This window comes from Burkholderia sp. BCC1996 (genome assembly GCF_905339955.1).
Lineage (GTDB): Bacteria > Pseudomonadota > Gammaproteobacteria > Burkholderiales > Burkholderiaceae > Burkholderia.
Map to the genome: position 1 here is coordinate 21620 of NZ_CAJPHM010000035.1, position 19369 is coordinate 40988.

The window sequence follows — 19369 nt, forward strand, 5'->3', positions numbered from 1 at the left end:
TGAAATGGACTTGCGTGACAGCAATGGCAACAACGGGTGTCGACATGACTAGTGACTCCACGCGACGCCCGGGCCACGATAACGGCACGTCCGCCGCGGACGGCGCGGACGGCGCGGGCGCGGCGCTCGAAGCCGCGCGCGCGACCCTGCAGGTGCCGCCGGCGACCGACGTGCCGGTGATGGTGCTGCTGGTCGACGACCAGACGATCGTCGCCCAGGCCGTGCGGCGCGCGCTTGCCGACGAGGACCGCATCGACTTCCACTACTGCTCGCGCTCGGACGACGCGCTGGCGACCGCGATCGAGACGCGGCCGACCGTGATCCTGCAGGATCTCGTGATGCCCGGCACCGACGGATTGAGCCTCGTGAAGGCGTACCGCACGAATCCCGTGATCCGCGACGTGCCGATCATCGTGCTGTCGACCAAGGAAGAACCGGTAATCAAGAGCGCCGCGTTTGCGGCCGGCGCGAACGACTACCTCGTGAAGCTGCCGGACCGCATCGAGCTCGTCGCACGGATCCGCTACCACTCGCGCTCGTACGTCAACCTGCTGCAGCGCGACGAAGCCTACCGCGCACTGCGGCAATCGCAGCAGCAATTGCTGGAAGCGAACCTCGAACTGCGCCGCCTCACGCATTCCGACGGGCTCACCGGGCTGTCGAACCGGCGCTATCTCGACGAATACCTGAACGCCGAATGGCGGCGCGGCGCGCGCGAACGCAGCGAGCTGTCGCTGCTGATGATCGACGTCGACAACTTCAAGCTTTACAACGACACGTACGGCCACGTGTCGGGCGACGACGTGCTCAAGCGGGTCGCCTCGACCGTCGAAAGCTGCCTCGGCCGCCCGGGCGATCTCGCCGCACGCTTCGGCGGCGAGGAATTCGCGGTGGTGCTGCCGGGCACGTCGCCGGGCGGCGTGCGCCTGCTCGCCGAGAAGATTCGCCTCGCGATCGAAGCGCTGCGGCTCGAGCACGTGCATTCGTCGACCGGCCGCTACGTGACGATCAGCATCGGTGGCGCGAGCGTCGTGCCGGCGGTCGGCACGCCGATGACGTCGCTGATCGAAGCCGCCGACCGCGCGCTGTACCGCGCGAAGCGCGACGGCAAGAATCGCGTCGCGATCGATGCGGGGCCGGCAACGGCGAGCGACGGCGGCGGGCAACCGGCCTGATCCGTACTCGGCAGCGTCTTGCTACGGCTATGTCAAGTGGCGATCGCGGATCCAGCCGTCGGGCGTCAGCCACCGTGCCCGCTCGATTCGCATCGACGCCGATTCGATCGCGGCGACGTTGCGTGCCGCCCGGCTATCAGGTCGCGCCGAACGATGCGTCCATCGCGTCGAGCCGCTGCGCGATCAGCGCCAGCAGGTCGCGCCGCACCGTGATCCGTCCGCCCGCCAGACACCCGACCGACGCGTACATCGAACGTCCGAGTGCGTCAAGCGCCGAGCAGGTGTCGAGCGCGCCTGCGACCACCCAGAGGCCCGAGCGTCGATGCGGCATCCGACTCGCGTCGCCGGTGAACAACGCGATTTCGGTGCGTTCGCCTTCGAGCGACCGATTCAGTGCGCCGCTTGCGCCGATACAGTTCCAGCAGAATCCGTCCGGTCGATGCGCGGTCGGTTTGACGACATGCACGACGATGTCGGCGCCGGCGGCCGCGCGGTCGCGGGCGATCCACCAATCCAACCGGGCGTGCCGCGGCCGCAGTCCCACGAGCCACGCTTGCCCGTCGCGCTCGTCGACGCCCCATAACCGCAACGCGACCCGAAGCGCCGGCCCGCGGCTTTGCGGGGCGCGCGCATTCAACGCATTGTTGATGTCAGGGCTACCGGTTGGTCGGGTCATTGGGTGTATGCGAACGCGCAAATTTTTGGCGATGTCGGCTGTCGCTTCCGTCGCGGGATGCCGGGTCGGTTCGATCCGCTTCGCGCTCGGGCAACGGGGCGCGAGCATGACAACTTTGGCGCACCGGTCGGTGTTTCTCAATGTCAAAACATGGTGCGAATCGGACGAGAAGGCGAACGGAGACGCTGCTTGCGGATGAGCCTGAAATATCTGTCGGGTATCGTCGAAAAGCCCGCGCCGGAAGATGCGCCGTCGAATCTTGGCGTGATCGGCCGCTATATCCTGAAGTCGCGCGTTTTCCAGTATTTGCACGTCGACGCCCGGCGCCGGCATCGCGCCGGGCTCACGCGCGGCCCGGCGCCATCGGCTCGAGCCGCCAGATGTCGCGCGCATATTCGGCGATCGTATGATCGCTGGAGAAGCGACCAAGCCGCGCGAGATTGGCGACGACTCGCCGCATCCAGCCGGCCGTATCCGCGAAATCCGCCGAAATGCGTTCGTGCGTGCTGGCATAGGCCGCGAAATCGGCCAGGTGAAAGTAATAGTCGCCGCCCGCGACGAGACTGTCGAAGATCGGCCGGAAGCGGTCGTCGCCGTTGCCGAAACGCCCGCACACCATCGAATCGAGGACACGCCTGATCGTCGGATCGGATTCATAGCAAGCGCGCGCGTCATATGAGCCACTCGCGCGCGCGACCTCCACTTCGGCGGCCGTCAGGCCGAACGCATAGAAGTTCTCGACACCGACCGCATCGCGAATTTCAATGTTCGCGCCGTCGAGTGTGCCGATCGTCAGCGCGCCGTTCATAGCGAGCTTCATGTTGCCCGTGCCGGACGCCTCCATGCCCGCCGTTGAAATCTGTTCGGACAGGTCGGCAGCCGGAATGATGCGCTCGGCCAGCGACACCTTGTAGTCGGGCAAGAACGCGACGCGCAGCCGGTCGCGCACGCGCGAGTCGCGATCGATGTGATCTGCCACGGTCGCTATGAGATGAATGATCAACTTGGCCATTGCGTAGCCCGGCGCCGCCTTTCCCGCAAATACGACGACCCGGGGCGCGATGTCGCCGCCATCTTCGACCAGATGCAGATACAGATGCATCACATGCAGGATGTTGAGCAACTGACGCTTGTATTCGTGAATGCGTTTGACCTGCACGTCGAATAGCGCGTCGGCGCCCACCGGCGTGCGCAGCTGCTCCCGGATCAACGCGGCCAGCTGCTGCTTGTTACGTCGCTTGATCGCCTTCAGGCGTGCATGTACCGAGCTATCGTCCAGATAGCGCTCGAGTCCGGCCAAGCGGCCGGTTTCCATGATCCACTCGTCTCCGCCCAGCAGTTCCCGGAACAGCGACGCGAGCGGCGGATTCGACTGCACGATCCACCGCCGCACGGTCACGCCGTTCGTCTTGTTGTTGAAGCGCTCCGGATACAGCGCGTGGAAATCGGGCACGAGCTGCGAGCAGACCAGGCGCGAGTGCAGCGCCGCCACACCGTTCACCGAATGGCTACCGACGATCGCGAGATGCGCCATGCGCACGCGGCGCGGCGCATGCTCGTCGATCAGCGACATTCGCCGTAGCCGGGCCTCGTCGCCCGGCCAGCGGGCCGACACTTCGTCGAGGAAACGCCGGTTTATTTCGTAGATGATCTGCAAATGCCGCGGCAATACACGCTCGACGAGCTCGACCGGCCACGTCTCGAGCGCTTCCGGCAGCAAAGTGTGATTGGTATACGCGCAGACGGCCCGCGTGATGTTCCAGGCGGTCTCCCACGCCACGCGATGCTCGTCGACGAGGATGCGCATCAGTTCCGCGACGGCGAGCGCGGGGTGCGTGTCGTTCATCTGGATGGCGACACGCTCCGGCAGGCGCTCGATCGGCAGCTTTGTCTTCGCGAACGTGTCCAGGATGTCGCGCAGCGAACAGGCGACCAGGAAATATTCCTGGACGAGCCGCAGCTCCTTGCCTGCGTGATTGTCGTCCGCCGGATAAAGCACCTTGGACACCGTCTCGGATGCGATCTTCTCCTCGACCGCGCGCACGTAGTCGCCGCTGTTGAAGATACGCATATCGAAGGTGTCCGACGCGCGGGCCGCATAGAGCCGCAGCGCGTTGACGGTATGGCCGCCGTAGCCGGGCACGAGCATGTCGTGCGGCACGCCCGCGATCATCTTCCAGTCGAGCCACATCGGATTGTATTGGCCGTCCGCGTCGCGCTCGTGCTCGATGCGGCCATACAGCGGAATGTAACGGGTTTCGTCCGCACGTTCGATCAGCCACGGCGATGATTCGCTGTGCCAGAGATCCGGGCGTTCAGTCTGTTCGAGATTGTCGATCTGCTGCCGGAACAGCCCGTATTCGTACTTGATGCCGCGGCCGTATCCCGCGAAACCGAGTGATGCCAGCGACTCGACGAAGCACGCGGCAAGCCGTCCGAGTCCGCCGTTGCCGAGCGCCGCGTCAGATTCCGCCGCCAGCACGGTACCCATTTCGATATCGAGACTTTCCAGCGCGGCGCGCGCTGCCTGCTCGAGGCCAAGCGCGATCAGGTTGCTCGCGAGCGACTGACCCATCAGGAATTCCATCGACAGGTAATACACGCGTTTGCTGCGGCTTGCGTCGTAGCGGGTTTCCGTGTCGAGCCAGCGATCGACCAGCCGCCTGCGTACCGCGAGCGCGAGCGCGTGAAACAGCTCGCCCGGCGACGCCTGCGCCGGCGTCTTGCCGATGCCGTAGCGAAGTTCGGCCAGCATGTCGTCACGCAATGCGTCCGCTTCGGACCGGCCGACGGGCCGCTGGTTGTCGCGCATGGTTGCTCTCCCGCCGCGATCGGCGCCGATGTCGTCTGACGGCCCGCACGAACGCGCATCGCGGCGCGGTTTCGCGGCATTCGGGCCCGTTCGTGAAGGTGTCCCGCCGACTCCGAAAAAGCGAAAGGAGCGGACTGGAATTTCCAATGAATTACTACATAATTCCCGTACAAGATTAGGCAATCGGTCGTACGTAAGTCAAACCGGAATTCACGCCGATTTAACCGTAACCGGATTCGATCGCATGCATGGCGGCAAATTGGCCCGCCACTGGAAGACGCGACATGACGAATGCCTCGTTTCAGGAACTGGCTGCCGGAAAACCGTACCCGCTCGGCGCGAACTGGGACGGGCTCGGAACGAATTTCGCCGTGTTTTCGATGCATGCGAGCGCCATCGACCTGTGCCTGTTCGATCCGGCGGGGCGCAAGGAAGTGGCGCGATTGCGGCTGCCGGAATGCACGCATCACGTGTGGCACGGCTATCTTCCGGAAGCGCATCCGGGGCTGCTGTACGGCTTTCGCGCGCACGGGCCGTACGATCCGCGCAACGGCCATTGCTTCAATCCGCACAAGCTGCTGCTGGATCCCTACGCGAAGCGCCTGCACGGCGCCGTTCGCTGGACCGACGCGCTGTACGCGTACCGGATCGGTTCGCTGCGCGGCGAGCCGGCACTCGACCGGCGCGACAGCGCGCCCGCGATGCCGAAGGCGGTCGTGACCGACGACGCGTTCAACTGGGGTGACGACAGGCGTCCCGACGTGCCGTGGCACCGGACGGTGATCTACGAAACCCACGTCCGAGGCTTCAGCCAGCTGCGGGACGACATCCATCCGTCGGCGCGCGGCACGTTCGCCGCGCTCGCGGCGCCGCGAACGATCGACCATCTGCACAGGCTCGGCGTCACGACGATCGAGTTGCTGCCCGTCCAGGCGTTTGTGCAAGACCGCGCGCTCGTCGAACGCGGGCTCGTCAACTATTGGGGCTACAGCCCGCTCGCGTACTTCGCGCCGGAACCGCGCTATCTCGGCAGCGGCGGCCCGGACGAAATCCGGCGTGCGGTCAGGCGGCTGCATCGGGCCGGCATCGAGGTCGTGCTCGACGTCGTCTACAACCATACGGGCGAGGCCGACGGTCTGGGGCCTTCGCTGTCGTTTCGCGGCCTGGACAACGCGAGCTACTACGTGATGACCGAGGGCGGCGAGCGCCGCCATGTCGACGACACCGGATGCGGCAATACGCTGAACCTCGCGCATCCGAGAGTCGCGCAGCTCGTGCTCGATTCGCTGCGCTATTGGGCCGAGTCGTTTCACGTCGACGGCTTTCGTTTCGATCTCGGCACCACGCTGGGACGCGAGGCACGCCGCTTCGACCGCGGCGCGGGCTTTTTCGACGCGTTGCAGCAGGACCCGGTGCTCAACCGCCTGAAGCTGATTACCGAGCCGTGGGACCTGGGGCCGGACGGTTATCAGCTCGGCAATCATCCCGCGATCTTCGCCGAGTGGAACGACCGCTATCGCGACAGCGTGCGGCGATTCTGGCGCGGCGATGCGGGCGAACGGCCGGAGTTCGCGCGCCGCCTGTGCGGCTCGGCCGACATCTTCGACCGCGACGGGCGGCGTCCGTGGGCGTCGATCCAGTTCGTCGCCGCGCACGACGGATTCACGCTGCACGACCTGACGAGCTACGCGCACAAGCACAACGACGTGAACGGCGAAGGCAACCGCGACGGCGCCGACGCCAATTGCAGCGCCAACTGGGGCGCGGAGGGGCCGACCGACGATCCGTACGTCGACGGCCAGCGCGAGCGCGTGCGGCGCGCGATGCTCGCGACGCTGTATCTGTCGAACGGGACCCCGATGCTGCTGTCCGGCGACGAGTGGGGCAACAGCCAGTTCGGCAACAACAACGCGTATTGCCAGGACAACGCACTGTCGTGGCTCGACTGGTCCGCGTGCGAGACGCGGCGCGGCGCGACCATGCTGCACTTCTGCGCGCGCCTCGCGCGGCTCAGGCGAGGCTACCGCGTCTTCCAGCATCCTTATTTCCCGCATGGACGCAACGAATGGCTGCCGGGCGTGCTGGACGTCGACTGGTTCGACGCGCACGGCCGGCCGATGTCGACATCGGCCTGGGAGGACGGACGAGGCGGCACGCTCGCCGTGCGGCGCGCCGCACCCGCGTGGCCCGATCGCCGGCACGGCGCGGGCGCGGGGCCGGCCGTGGACGTCGCATTGCTGCTGATCAACGGCGGCCGGGACGACACGGTGTTCACGCTGCCGCCGCCGGTGCTCGATTGGCGCGTGATGCTCGACTCCGCGCACCCTGACCTGCCGGAGCGCGACGTGGCCGGCGAGGCCGGCATCGCGGTTAGCGCGCACGGCATGGTCGTGCTGCTCAGCTCGGCCATCCCGGCCGCCGCGCGTTGAACGCGGTGTGGTCGCGGCGTTCACCAGCTGTGCGACCAGGAGATCGAGATGCTGCCGGCCCGGAAGGTTCCGGTGCCGGGTGCGCGCGAGCGCCACGGAAACCGGTTTCCCGAGTAGTTGTTGTACTGGATCGAGATCGTGTCGGAATGCCAGTCGAAATAGCCGAACCCGTACACGAAATCGGGATCCCACGGTTGCTGCTGCGACGGGCGAAGATAGTGGTATGCGGTGAATGTCGCGTACAGCCCGTTCGGCAGCGTATATCGGCAGCCGAGCCCGACGTTCGTCTTGTTCGCTCGCGTTGCGCTCTGCACATCGGTATAACGCGGCACCAGCGTGAACGACGCCGAGCACATCAGGTCGTCGCCCATGCCGGTCAGGAAGACCGGCTTCAGCCAGTCCGGCAGCGGGAACTTGTAGGCGAGCGTAATGCCCCCTTGCTCGAGGCGGCTGTGCGCGACGCCATTGCCGGCCGCGAAGCGGTTGCCCGTGTAGTTGCCGTAGACCAGGCTGAGCGTGTAAGGATGCCAGTCGTCGTAGCCGAACGAATAGGTGAAATCCGGATCCCAGCTTTGCTGAAAACCCGGCCGCAGATAGCGATAGGCGGTGAACGTCGCGAACCAGTACGACATCGGGTTGTAGCGAATGCCGAGCTGCATCGTCGACGCGTTCGCCCGGTCGCCTTGCGCACCGGCGCCGACGCGGCTTTTCTGGCTTGGCTGCAGCGCCTGCGTGATCCCCGCGTTGATCGACAGTCCCGACAGCCAGCTGTTCGAACCGTCGGCCCGGTTCGGCGACACGAGTTCGTGCCACGGCGTCGAGAACGAATTCGACAGGCCGTCGAGCACTTCGTCTCGCGTCGTTTGCGCGGACGCGCCGTCGATCGACAGTCCCGCATAGATCAGCGCGCCGAGCCATGCGCGGGCAGGGCAGCCGAACGGCGGTGCGATGGATCTTGCTGCGGCGAAAAGGCAGGCGACACGGCAGCGAATCCGCCTCTGAAATGAAAGACGCGCGACGAACGAGAGGTAGCTCAACAATGCGTGTCACCGTTTGCATGGCGGCTGGCAACGCAACGCCATCCGTGTAACCGAGCCGGGTTGAGTCTAGTCCAGCCGCCGGTAATCGGCCCCACAATTCGACGACGATTTCCGATCCGGACAGCAATTTGGCGTTTCGCTGTCTTGCGAAGGCCGATTGCTTCACCTTAAATTGACGCAGAATGAATTAAGCATTTTTGAATCGGCGTGGAGCGAATTCGTCAAATGTCGAAATCCAGGATTTTCCGCATGTGAGAGGCCGGACGGCACACCGCTTCAATCGCGGTATCCGGCGCATCAACACGATAAGCAGGGCTGTCGAATGCGCGTTGTCGATGACGGCGCGCGGCGTACCTGACGAACGAACGGCGGCTTGCCCCGACGGGGTGGCAATCCGGATTTTCAGCGGAGCGAACGATGCTTGCCGAATTCGACCGCATAACGTGCTTGCCCGATCGGCGTCACGCGGAGTATGCACGCGCGTACGCGCCGACGAGCCACACGTTCGCGATCGTGCTGGCCGGCGGGCGCGGCACGCGGCTGAAACAGCTCACCGAGAGACGGGCGAAGCCGGCGATGTTTTTTGGCGGCCGGTTCCGTATCATCGATTTCACGTTGTCCAATTGCGTCAATTCCGGCATCCGCCGGATCGGCGTCGTCACGCAATACAACACGCATTCGCTGCTGCGGCACGTGCAGGGAAGCCTCGGCTTCCTGCGCGCCGATCGGGATTCAAGGGTTGACGTGATGCCGGCGCCCGGGCACCTGCACGAGGAGCCGATCTATCGCGGCACGGCCGATGCCATCTACCGGAATCTGCAGCGCATTCGAGAAGCCGGTCCGGCGTACGTGCTGGTGCTGGCAGGCGACCACGTATACCGGATGGATTACGCCGTGATGCTGCGCGACCACGTCGACGGGCGCGCGTCGTGCACGATCGGCTGCGTGCGGGTGCCGCGCCGCGACGCGGGCGGATACGGCGTGATGGCGATCGACGATCGCCGCAACGTGACCGCATTCGCGGAAAAACCTGCGCAACCGGCGGCCGTGCCGGACGATGTCGCGTCGTCGCTCGTCAGCATGGGCATCTATGTGTTCGACGCCGACTATCTCTACCGCCTGTTGACGGACGATGCCGCCAATCAGGCGTCGAGCCACGACTTCGGGCACGACGTGATACCGCGCGTCGTCGCGGAAGGGCGCGCGCGCGCCCATCCATTCTCGATGTCCTGCATCGACGACGCGCCGGGCACGGAAAACTACTGGCGCGACGTCGGCACGGTCGACGCGTTCTGGGCCGCGAATCTGGAGCTGGCGTCGGGCAAGAGCGGATTCGACGTCGACAGCGCGCGCTGGCCGATCTGGACGCGCCGCCTGTCATTGCCACCCGCACAATTTCTCCGCGGACGGGGCGGCGAGCGCGGTGACATCGTCGACACGATCGTGTCGGACGGATCGATCGTGTCGGCGTCGAGCGTCACGCGTTCGCTGCTGTTTCCCGGCGTACGGGTCGGTGTGTCGTGCCGGCTCGACGAGGCCGTGCTGCTGCCGGACACGCGGGTCGGACGCGGCTGCCGGCTGACGAAGGTCGTCGTCGACCGCGGCTGCATGCTACCGGACGGCCTCGTGATCGGCGAGGATCCGGCACTCGATGCGCAGCGGTTCGAACGCACGCCGGACGGCGTAGTGTTGGTCACGCGCGCGATGCTGGGACGCCTTCCATCGTGATGGCGGCCGGCATCGATCGGAAAGCCGGCGTGCGGACAATTCAAAGACAGGAAACCGTATCGATGAGCGCCACGAATGCCACGAATGCGAAAGCGGATTGATCATCGTCACGATTGCGGCGCGGATTCGATGCGCGCGACACCTTTCCGATTAACCATCGACAAACGGCACGCCGAACTGGCGAGCGCACCGAGAGCTTCGTCTTCATTTCGATCATGGCCATGCCACCCGTTCTCATCGTCGACGATTCCGCCAGTTACAGGCTGTTGCTGCGCAGTACGCTCGGCAAGCTCGGCTTCGAGATCGTCGAGGCCGCGGACGGCCGGCTCGCACTGCAGCTGCTGCGCGAGCGACGCGAAATCGCGATGGTGGTGTGCGACTGGGACATGCCCGAACTCGACGGCCCCGGCCTCTGTCGTGCGATCCGCGAAGAGGCGCTCGGCAGATATATCTACATGATCCTGCTGACCGCGCGCGACGGCTCGGATGCGCTGATCGACGGCATGGAGGCAGGCGCCGACGATTTCCTCACGAAGCCGGTGGACATCAGCGAGCTGCGCGTCCGGCTGCGCGCGGGCTTGCGCGTGATCGACCTCGAAGCGGCGCTCGAGGAGCGCAACCGGCATCTCGACACCGCGTACAGCCAGATGCGCGCCGATCTGCAGGCTGCCGCCGCAGTGCAGACGTCGATGCTGCCGTCGCCGCGGCTGCGCATCGACGGCGTCGCATGCGAATGGCTGTTCGCGCCGTCCGCGTATCTGTCCGGGGACATGCTGAACGTCAAGGCGGTCGACGATGCGCACGTGATGTTCTATGCGATTGACGTGGCGGGGCACGGCGTGCAGGCCGCGATGCAGTCGGTCATCGTGAATCGTCTGCTGGCGCGCGAGGGGGAAGCGCGCGGCGCCAGCGCGCAACTGTCGCCGGCGTCGGTCGTCGACATGATGAACCGGCTGTTTCTCGAGGAAGCGGTGGACGCGTCCTACTTCACGATGGTGTACGGCGTCCTCGATACGCGCACGGGCGCGGGCCGACTGACGCAAGCCGGTCACACACATCCGTTGCTCGTCACCGCGAACGGCGAGGCGCTCCGGCTCGGCGACGGCGGATTTCCGGTCGGACTGCTCGCAGGGTGCGAGTACGAGACCGTGCCGTTCACGCTGCGCGCTCGCGATCGCCTGTTCCTGTACTCGGACGGCGTCACCGAATGCGCGCGGCCGGACGGCGAACTGTTCGGCGACGAGCGGCTGCGGACCTTCCTGTCCGCGCGCGCGCAACGGCCGTTGCGGGAGACGCTGGACGCATTGAAATCCGAGTTGCTGGCGTGGCGCGGCACGGCACCGGGCACGTTCGACGACGACGTGTCGGTCCTCGCGCTGGAACGTCGGCCCGACTGACCGATTCATTTCTGCCGTCGAAAGACTGGAGACTGGAGGAATTCATGTTGACCGAAACGAGCGATTCCGGCGATATCAAGGTCGTCAAGGTGCTGCCGCAGCGCTTCGATGCGTCGGTGGCGCCGCAGATCCGCGACGAGCTCGTGTCGCTCGCGCGGCTGGGCGTCGCGAAGGTCGTGCTCGATCTGCAGTGCGTGAAGTTCGTCGACAGCAGCGGGCTCGGCGCGATGGTGTCCGGATTCAAGGCGCTGGGCGGCAAGGGCGACATCGTGCTGTGCGGCGTTGCGGACGGCGTGCGGAGCATGCTTCAACTGACGCGCATGGATCGCGTGTTCGCCGTCGTGCCCGACACCGAGGCGGCATGCGCACGGCTGCAGGCCTGATCCGCCGGCCGGCGCGATGCGCCGCGCGCCGCGGGGACGTCCGATGAAAGGCCGGCCGGACCGGCCGGTGCCGCATGTGCGTGCGCGCTTTGCGGCACGCATCGACGCGCTCGCCGACATCGGCGACTGGGTGCGCGCGGCGTGCGAGTGCTGCGGCGAATCGCGCGCGTGGCTCGATGCGTTCGAGCTCGCGGCGATCGAGGCGTCGTCGAACGTCATCCGGCACGGCTGTGCCGCGATGCCGGACGCCCCGCCGCCCGCCGCGAGGCCGGTGCTCGCGCTGACGCTGCACCGCGGGCGGCGCGCGCTGTCGCTCGATATCTTCGATGCGGGCGCCGCGGCGCCGCCGGGCGTCTTCGACGCGCCGCGGAGCCTGCCGTCGTTCGATCCGGACGACGCCGACACATGGCCGGAAAGGGGGATGGGCCTCGGTATCATGCACGCGTCGGTCGATGCCGTGGAATATCGCAGGCGGCTCGGCGTCAATCGCCTGCGGCTCGTCAAGCGCCGAGGCTAGACGATGACGCGAATCGCGACGCTGGCCGCCACGACCTGTCTGCTCGCATGGCAATGCGCGGCGCTCGCATTGCCGCTGCCGGTTGCGCGCGACGGCGACGGCGCAGTGTCGCTCGCCGGGCAGTGGCGAATCCTCGATGCGGACGGCGCGCCGGCGGATGCGTGGCGCGCGGATGTCGACGATCGCGGCTGGAGGGCGTTGCGCGTTCCGGCGAACTGGTACGCGGCGGGCCTCGATCACCAGGGCGCGCTGTGGTATCGCACGACGTTCACGGTGGCGCCTCGCGGCGGCGACCGGATGGCGTCGCTCGAGTTCGACGGCGTCGATTACGAGGCAGACGTGTGGCTCAACGATCGCTATCTCGGCCATCACGAGGGCTATTTCGCGCCGTTCGCGTTCGACGTCACGGATGCGCTACGCGACGGCAAAAACCACCTGGCGGTGCTCGTGCGCAGCCCGTTCGAACCGCCGGGCGGCGCGTGGTCGCTGCACAAGCGGCTCGTCAAGGGCGTGCTGAACGATCACGACACGCGGCCGGGCGGCGCGTGGTCCGCGCGCGGACAGGACGCGAACTCGGGCGGCATCTGGGCGCCGGTTCGTCTGCGGGAGAGTCGAGCGGCTGCGATCGACGCGCTGAAGGTCGACGCGCGGCCCGGCGACGGCACGCATGCGACGCTCGACGTCGAGGTTCGGGTGCGCGCGCTGCGCGACACCGCCGCGACGCTGCGCGTGCGCGTCGTGCCCGCCAATTTCGACGCACGGGGCTACGTGTTCGAACGGCCGGTCGCGCTGGCGGCCGGCGCGAATCGCGTGTCGATTCGCGGCGAACTGGACGACGTCGCGCTGTGGTGGCCGGCGGAATACGGCTTCCCGGCGCTCTACCGGGTGGTCGTCACGCTCGCCGACGAGCACGGCACGATGGACGTCGCGCAACGCCGCACGGGCGTGCGCGCGATCCGGTTCGACGCCGCGCAGTCGTGCTGGACGATCAACGGCAGGCGCATGTTTCTGCGCGGCACGAACTATATCGGCAGCCCGTGGCTGTCGCAGATGGACGTGGCGGCCTATGCACGCGATCTCGACCTGATGCGTGGCGCGCACGTCAATGCGGTCCGCGTGCATGCGCACGTCGCGGGGCAGCCGCTCTACGATGTAGCCGACGAAAAGGGCATGCTGATCTGGCAGGACTTTCCGCTGCAGTGGGGCTATGACGACTCGGCGCCGTTCGCCGCGAATGCGGCGGATCAGGCCCGCGACATGGTGGCGATGCTCGGGCATCATCCGTCGATCGTCGCGTGGTCGGGCCAGAACGAACCGCCGTGGGATGCCGACTGGATGAAATATCGCTATCCCGACTGGGATCCCGGCCAGAACCGCCTGCTGTCCGCGATGGTCGGCGCCGCGTTGCGCGAGGACACGAGCCGCCATGCGGACGACGCGTCGCTGACCGGCCAGCACTTCTGGCTCGGATGGTATTGGGGCAAGTGGACCGACACGATTCCGACCATGAACGAGCCGAACATCACCGAGTTCGGCGCACAGGCGCTGCCCGATCTCGCCACGCTGCGGCATATCGTGAGCCCCGGCAATCTGTGGCCGGCGAGCGAGGCGGAGACCGACTCCGCGTGGTCGGAATGGGCGTACCACGATTTTCAGCGGCGCGAGACGTTCGACATAGCGGGCGTGAAGCGCGGCCGAGATATCGGCGCGTTCGTCGCGAACTCGCAGCGCTATCAGGCGAGGCTGGTGCAACGGATCGCGGAGACGCTGCGGCGTCAGCGTTATCAGCCGGTCGCGTCGATCTTCCAGTTCATGTTCGTCGAGGGTTGGCCGTCGATCAACTGGGGCGTCGTCGACTACCTCCGTCACCCGAAGCGCGGTTATGCCGCGTTGGCGAGCGCGTACCAGCCGGTGCTGCCGTCGATCGCATGGACGCGCGATACGTATGCGCCTGGCGAAACGTTCGACGGCACGCTGTGGGCGATCAACGATACGTGGACGTCGTATCCGGACACCGTCGTCGAATGGCAGGTCGCGACGGGCGGCACGACGGTCGCCTCGGGCCGCATGGTATTCGACATGGCGGCCGACAGCGGCCGTCCGGTGACGCCGGTGCGCGTGCCGCGGCTCGCCGTCGGCGCGTACGCGCTCGAGGCGACGATTCGCGATGCGCAAGGGCGCGTGCTCGGCACCAATCGCTTCGATTTCGACGTGCGGACGCTGCCATGAGATCCGCTCATCGCTACCGGCGCGCAATGCTGGCGCTTGGCTCGACGACACTGTTCGCGTGCGCGGCTGGCGTGCGCGGCGAAGCGCCGCGATCGCCCGCTGCGGCCGACGGCTTCGCGGTCAATCAGGCCGGTTACGTGCCCGCGTTCGCGCATGTCGCGGCCGTGATCGGGCTCGCGCCCGACGCGCCGGTCCGTCTTGAAGACGCCGACGGGCGCGTGCTGCGCGCGTGGCCGCCTGCGCCGGGGCGGCGCGACCCGGACAGCGAGCTGCGCGTGACGCTGCTCGAACTGCCGCCGCTGCCCGCCGGCCGCTACCGCCTGGCCGTGCAACGGATGCCGGCGGCCGTGTTCGCGGTGGAGCCCGACGTGCTCGGCCGCGTGCAGCGTGCGTTGCTGCGCGCCTTCTATCTGCAGCGCTGCGGCGTCGCGCTCGACGATCCCGAGACGGGGCTCGCGCATCCGGCCGACCATCTGGCGGACGGCGTGCTCGCGCACGACGACACGACCGGTTCGCAAGCGGGGCATCGCGTCGACGCGACGGGCGGCTGGCACGATGCCGGCGATTTCGGCAAGTACGTGGCCACGACGGCCGTGACGGCCGCGCGTCTGGTCTCGTTGTATCTGGACGCGCCGCAGCGCTTCACGGACGGGCAGACCGGCATTCCCGAAAGCGGCAACGGCGTGCCCGACATCCTCGACGAGGCGCGTGTCGGGCTCGACTGGATGCTCGCGATGCAGCGCGCGGACGGCGCACTGTACCGCAAGCTCTCCGGCGCCGACTGGCCGGGCCCGATGTCGCCCGAACGCGACACGCAAACGCGCTACGTGTACGGCGTGTCGAGCGCCGATACCGCGAAGGCCGCCGCGGCATTCGCGCTGGCGTCGCGCGCGTGGGCGCATGTCGACGCCACCGTTGCCGCGCGCTACCTGGCCGCGGCGACGCGCGCGTGGGCGTGGCTGCGGACGGTGCATGCGCGGCAGTTCGTCGATGCCCGTCCCGGCGACGACAGCGGGTCCGGTCCGTACATGTGGTCGGCGGTCGACCGGGAGCCGAGCCTGCTGACCGACGTCGACGACCGGATCTGGGCCGCGGCCGAGCTGTGGCTCGCGACGGGCGAGCGCCCGCATCTCGACTACGTCGAGCGGCACCCCGAGTGGACCGGCCGTCTCGCGATCTTCGAATGGAAGAATCCGGCATCGCTCGGCCTGCTGCATCTGCTCGACGCGCGTGGCGACCGCGCGATTCCCGTGGCGCTTCGTGCGCGCCTGTCGCGCGCGCTCCGGCAGGCGGCCGACGAAGCGTACCGCAGCACGCGCGAGAGCGGCTTCCGGCTCGCCAATCGCCGCTTGGTCTGGGGCTCCAACAAGATGGATGCGGAGCAGGGCATCCTGCTCGCGGAGGCGGCGCGTCACGGCGGCGATCGGCGATACCTGCGCGCGGCGGTCGAGCAGCTCGACTTCCTGCTCGGCGTCAATCCGTTCGGCATGGCCTTCGTGAGCGGCATCGGCGGCCGATCGGTGCAGCATCCCGCGCACCTGTTCGGGCGAGCGGCCGGCCAGACGATACCCGGCCTGTTCGTCGGCGGTCCGAACGATGCTGCGCAGGATCAGGTCGCGCCGCGCGGCCGGCGCCTTCTGAGTTATGTCGACGATGACCGCGCCTATTCGGTCAATGAATTCGCGATCGACTACAACGCGTCGCTGCTGGGGCTGATCGGCGCCTTGCAGCGCAACGGTGTGGGCGTCGCCACGGAGTAGCGAACATGGCCTTCTATTTCGATGCGTTCGAGCATCGCACGCCGCCCGAGCCACTGCCGCATTCCACGGCGATCGAATCCGTCTGGCAGTTCTTCGCGGTGCTTGCGCTCGTGTTCGGCGCGAACTATCTGGTGTGGCGCTGGACGGCATCGCTGAACCACGACGCGTTGTGGTTCGCGGTGCCGCTCGTGATCGCCGAGACGCTGTCCTACGTCGGACTCGCGCTGTTCGTGTTCAACCTTTGGCGGGTCGACGACTATCCGCGGCGCCCGGCGCCGCAATGGCTGTCCGAATGCATCGAAACGCCGTCCGACGACACGCGCCGACCGCCGAAGGTCGATCTCTTCATCGCGACGTACAACGAGGATGTCGAACTGGTGCGGCGGTCGATCCGCGCAGCGTGCGCCGTCACGTATCCGCATCCGGTCGACTATCGCGTGCACGTGCTCGACGACGGCCGGCGCGCCGAGATGCGCGCCGTGACGGAAGAGGAAGGCGCGCACTACATTTCGCGCGACAACAACGTCGGCTTCAAGGCCGGCAACCTGCGCAACGCGATGGACCGGACCGACGGCGACTTCATCGTGATCTGCGATGCGGACACGCGCGTGTTCCCGACGATCCTCGACCATACGCTCGGCTACTTCCGCGATCCGAAGGTCGCGTGGGTGCAGACGCCGCAGTGGTTTTTTGACCTGCCCGAGGGTGAGACGCTCGATGCGTGGGCCGGGCGCCGTCTCGGCGCGGCGGCGCGTGTGCTTGCCCGCGGCGTGCAGCGGCTCGTCGGTCCGATCCGGATCGGCGCCGATCCGTTCGTCAGCGATCCGCAGATGTTCTACGACGTGATCCAGCGCCGCCGCAACCGAGCCAACGCGGCCTTTTGCTGCGGCGCCGCGTCGATTCACCGGCGCGAAGCGGTGATGGAGGCCGCGCTGCGCGCTTATGGCCTCGCGGTCGATCGCGAAGCGACGCAACTCGCCAGCGAAGTCGCGGATCCGGCGCTGCGCGCCGATCTCGAAGCTGAACTGCGCCGCCAGGCGGCGACGCATTCGGAGATGACGCCCTACAAGTTCCATGTGTCGGAGGACATCTACACGTCGATCGTCCTGCACTCGGACCGGCCGCGCGGCTGGAAGTCCGTGCTGCATCCGCGCGTCGAATCGAAGATGCTGTCGCCGCAGGATCTGCTGACGTGGACGATCCAGCGCTACAAGTACGCGGGCGGCACCCTCGACATCGCACTGCACGACAACCCGCTGCTGCGCCCGGGGCTGACGGGCGCACAGAAGCTGATGTACCTGAGCACGTTCTGGTCGTATTTCGGTAGCGTGTGGAACCTGATGTTCCTGATCGCGCCGATCGTCTACCTGCTGACGAACATCTCGCCGGTCCGGACCTTCACCGGCCCGTTCTACTGGCATTTCCTGCCGTTCATCATCTGCACCGAACTCGCATTCATGTTCGGCGCATGGGGGATTCCGGGGTGGGCCGCCAAGTCGTCGTATCTCGCGTTCTTTCCGGTGAGCCTGCGTGCGTTGCGCGCGGTGCTGAGCGGCGAAACGATCAAGTTTCCGGTGACGCCCAAGGATCGTCAGGAAGGCAATTTCGTGCGTCTCGTGATCCCGCAGATCGCGGTCGCGGCCCTCACGGCGTTCGCGCTCGCATGGGCGGCGCTTCGCTGGGCGTCGGGTGCGAACGTGGATCCAGCCGCGATCGTCGTCAATCTGCTCTGGGGCGGCAACAACATCCTCGCGATGATGCCCGTCGTCTTCGCCGCGTTCTGGCGGCCGCCCGAAGAAGCGCCTGACGAAACGCATGGCGCGCACGCACGGCACCAGGCCGGCGGGCAAGCCGCGCCCGCCGCGCACGAATCGTCCCGAACCTGAGGAGACAGCCGATGAGCTTCAAGGAGAACCTCGTCCGCGCACGCAGCCATATCGTGCTGATCGTCGCGATCCTCGTGTCGTTCGCGGGGGTGGTGGCGATCGAGCGCAACAGCCCCGCGGTCACGCCGGCGGCCGCGGCGTCGCCGATGCCGGTCGAACGGAGCGCCGATTCACCGGCGCTGCCGGGGCCGCGCCCGCTGACCGACGACGAGCGCGCGTGGGCACGCATCGCGTGGAAGTACTTCGTCGCCAATACGCAGGCGTCCACGGGGCTCGTCAATTCGGTCGACGGCTTTCCGTCGTCGACGATGTGGGATACGGCGTCGTACCTGCTCGCGATGATCTCGGCCGAACGGCTCGGGCTGATCGGCACCGACGAATTCGACCGGCGGATGTCGGCAGCCCTCGATGCGCTCGCGCGCATGCCGCTGTTCAACGGCCAGTTGCCGAACAAGTCGTACGACACGCGCTCGCTCGACATGGTCGACTACACGAACCGGAAAACGGAAGGCGGGATCGGCTGGTCGGCGATCGACATCGGCCGTCTCGAAGTGCCGTTCAACATCCTGGTCTGGCGGTATCCGCGTTTCACGGCGGCGGTGGACAAGGTCACGCGGCGCTGGGCGATGCCGGCGCTCGCGCGCAACGGCGAGCTGATCGGCGCGGCGCGCACGGCCGACAAAGTGGTGTTGCAGCAGGAGGGGCGCCTCGGATACGAGCAGTACGCGGCGCGCACGCTGCTGCTGTCGGGCGTCGATTGCGCGCAGGCGGCGACGTGGTCGACCCACCTCGGATTCGTCGACATCTACGACGTTCCGGTGCCGACCGATACGCGCACCCCCGCCAGATATGGCGCACAGAACTACGTGCTGAGCGAGCCCTACATGCTGCAGGGGCTGGAGTTCGGCCTCGACGGCGCGGCACACGAATTCGCGTGGCGGCTGCTGAAGGTGCAACGCGCGCGCTATGTCGCGACCGGGCAGATCACGGCCGTCACCGAGGATCATCTCGATCGCGCGCCTTACTTCGCGTACAACACGGTCTACTCCGGCGGCAAGGCGTGGGCGACGGTCACCGATAGCGGCGCCGACGCGTCGGCGTCGCGGTCGGTGTCGACCAAGGCGGCGTTCGCGTGGCATGCACTGTTTCGCGACGACTATACGGGCAAGCTGGTCGCGTTCGTGCGCGCGGCCAACCAGCCGGACAAGGGCTGGTACGCCGGCATCTACGAAAAGACCGGGCAGTCGAACGCTGCCCTCAATGCGAACACGAACGGCGTGATACTCGAAAGTCTCGCGTACATCGAACGTGGTCCGCTGCTTCGCTTCTGAACAGGT

13 protein-coding genes and 1 pseudogene are annotated in these 19369 nt (G+C 67.1%); 11 read left to right on the plus strand and 3 right to left on the minus strand.

The genetic code is table 11. The annotated features are described in order from the left end of the window. Nucleotides 1–44: 44 nt before the first annotated feature. Together U4Z64_RS33190 and U4Z64_RS37685 are read left to right on the plus strand one after the other, a co-directional pair. Nucleotides 45–1175: a diguanylate cyclase gene (locus tag U4Z64_RS33190; RefSeq protein ID WP_321822197.1), complete on the plus strand. Its 1131-nt coding sequence runs from the start codon at nt 45–47 to the stop codon at nt 1173–1175. Between the two features lie 886 nt (nt 1176–2061). Next, a pseudogene (locus tag U4Z64_RS37685) lies at nt 2062–2160 on the plus strand (UTP--glucose-1-phosphate uridylyltransferase); the annotation flags it as partial. Between the two features lie 34 nt (nt 2161–2194). Here U4Z64_RS37685 and U4Z64_RS33200 read toward each other — a convergent pair. Continuing rightward, a complete protein-coding gene (locus tag U4Z64_RS33200) occupies nt 2195–4663 on the minus strand; it encodes a glycogen/starch/alpha-glucan phosphorylase (protein ID WP_321822199.1) in 2469 nt (822 codons plus the stop codon). 284 nt (nt 4664–4947) lie between these two features. On the opposite strand from U4Z64_RS33200, the gene glgX reads away from it, so the two are divergent. After that, nucleotides 4948–7092, plus strand: a complete 2145-nt coding sequence (glgX, locus tag U4Z64_RS33205) for a glycogen debranching protein GlgX (RefSeq protein ID WP_321822200.1) — start codon at nt 4948–4950, stop codon at nt 7090–7092. Nucleotides 7093–7112: 20 nt separating this feature from the next. Here the strand turns inward: glgX and U4Z64_RS33210 are convergent, their stop codons facing one another. Beyond that, nucleotides 7113–8132, minus strand: a complete 1020-nt coding sequence (locus U4Z64_RS33210) for a hypothetical protein (protein ID WP_321822201.1) — start codon at nt 8130–8132, stop codon at nt 7113–7115. Between the two features lie 417 nt (nt 8133–8549). Here U4Z64_RS33210 and glgC point away from each other — a divergent pair, with 417 nt between their 5' ends. Beyond that, nucleotides 8550–9860 (plus strand): glucose-1-phosphate adenylyltransferase, encoded by a 1311-nt coding sequence (gene glgC / locus U4Z64_RS33215; RefSeq protein WP_321822202.1) that lies wholly within the window; start codon nt 8550–8552, stop codon nt 9858–9860. A gap of 40 nt (nt 9861–9900) precedes the next feature. On the opposite strand, the gene U4Z64_RS33220 is transcribed toward glgC, so the two are convergent. Continuing rightward, the gene (locus U4Z64_RS33220; RefSeq protein WP_321822203.1) at nt 9901–10083 is read right to left on the minus strand and encodes a hypothetical protein; all 183 of its coding nucleotides are present in this window, start codon (nt 10081–10083) and stop codon (nt 9901–9903) included. Here U4Z64_RS33220 and U4Z64_RS33225 point away from each other — a divergent pair. The 7 genes from U4Z64_RS33225 to U4Z64_RS33255 are packed head-to-tail and all read left to right on the plus strand — an operon-like array spanning nt 10082 to nt 19363. After that, nucleotides 10082–11257, plus strand: a complete 1176-nt coding sequence (locus U4Z64_RS33225; protein ID WP_321822204.1) for a PP2C family protein-serine/threonine phosphatase — start codon at nt 10082–10084, stop codon at nt 11255–11257. The genes U4Z64_RS33220 and U4Z64_RS33225 overlap by 2 nt on opposite strands. 44 nt (nt 11258–11301) lie before the next feature. Next, nucleotides 11302–11640, plus strand: a complete 339-nt coding sequence (locus U4Z64_RS33230) for an STAS domain-containing protein (RefSeq protein WP_321808808.1) — start codon at nt 11302–11304, stop codon at nt 11638–11640. Between the two features lie 43 nt (nt 11641–11683). Continuing rightward, nucleotides 11684–12157 carry an ATP-binding protein gene (locus U4Z64_RS33235; RefSeq protein ID WP_321822205.1) on the plus strand — a complete coding sequence of 158 codons (474 nt, stop codon included), beginning with the start codon at nt 11684–11686 and terminating at the stop codon, nt 12155–12157. Between the two features lie 3 nt (nt 12158–12160). Then, nucleotides 12161–14386 (plus strand): glycoside hydrolase family 2 protein, encoded by a 2226-nt coding sequence (locus tag U4Z64_RS33240; RefSeq protein ID WP_321822206.1) that lies wholly within the window; start codon nt 12161–12163, stop codon nt 14384–14386. Further along, nucleotides 14383–16146, plus strand: coding sequence for a glycoside hydrolase family 9 protein (locus U4Z64_RS33245; protein ID WP_321822207.1), 1764 nt, complete (start codon nt 14383–14385; stop codon nt 16144–16146). Before U4Z64_RS33240 ends, U4Z64_RS33245 begins: the two co-directional genes overlap by 4 nt. A gap of 5 nt (nt 16147–16151) precedes the next feature. Beyond that, entirely contained in the window at nt 16152–18032 is a 1881-nt protein-coding gene (locus U4Z64_RS33250; RefSeq protein ID WP_321822208.1) for a cellulose synthase catalytic subunit, read from the plus strand. An 11-nt stretch (nt 18033–18043) separates the two neighbouring features. Continuing rightward, entirely contained in the window at nt 18044–19363 is a 1320-nt protein-coding gene (locus U4Z64_RS33255) for a DUF3131 domain-containing protein (protein ID WP_321822209.1), read from the plus strand. Nucleotides 19364–19369 lie beyond the last annotated feature (6 nt).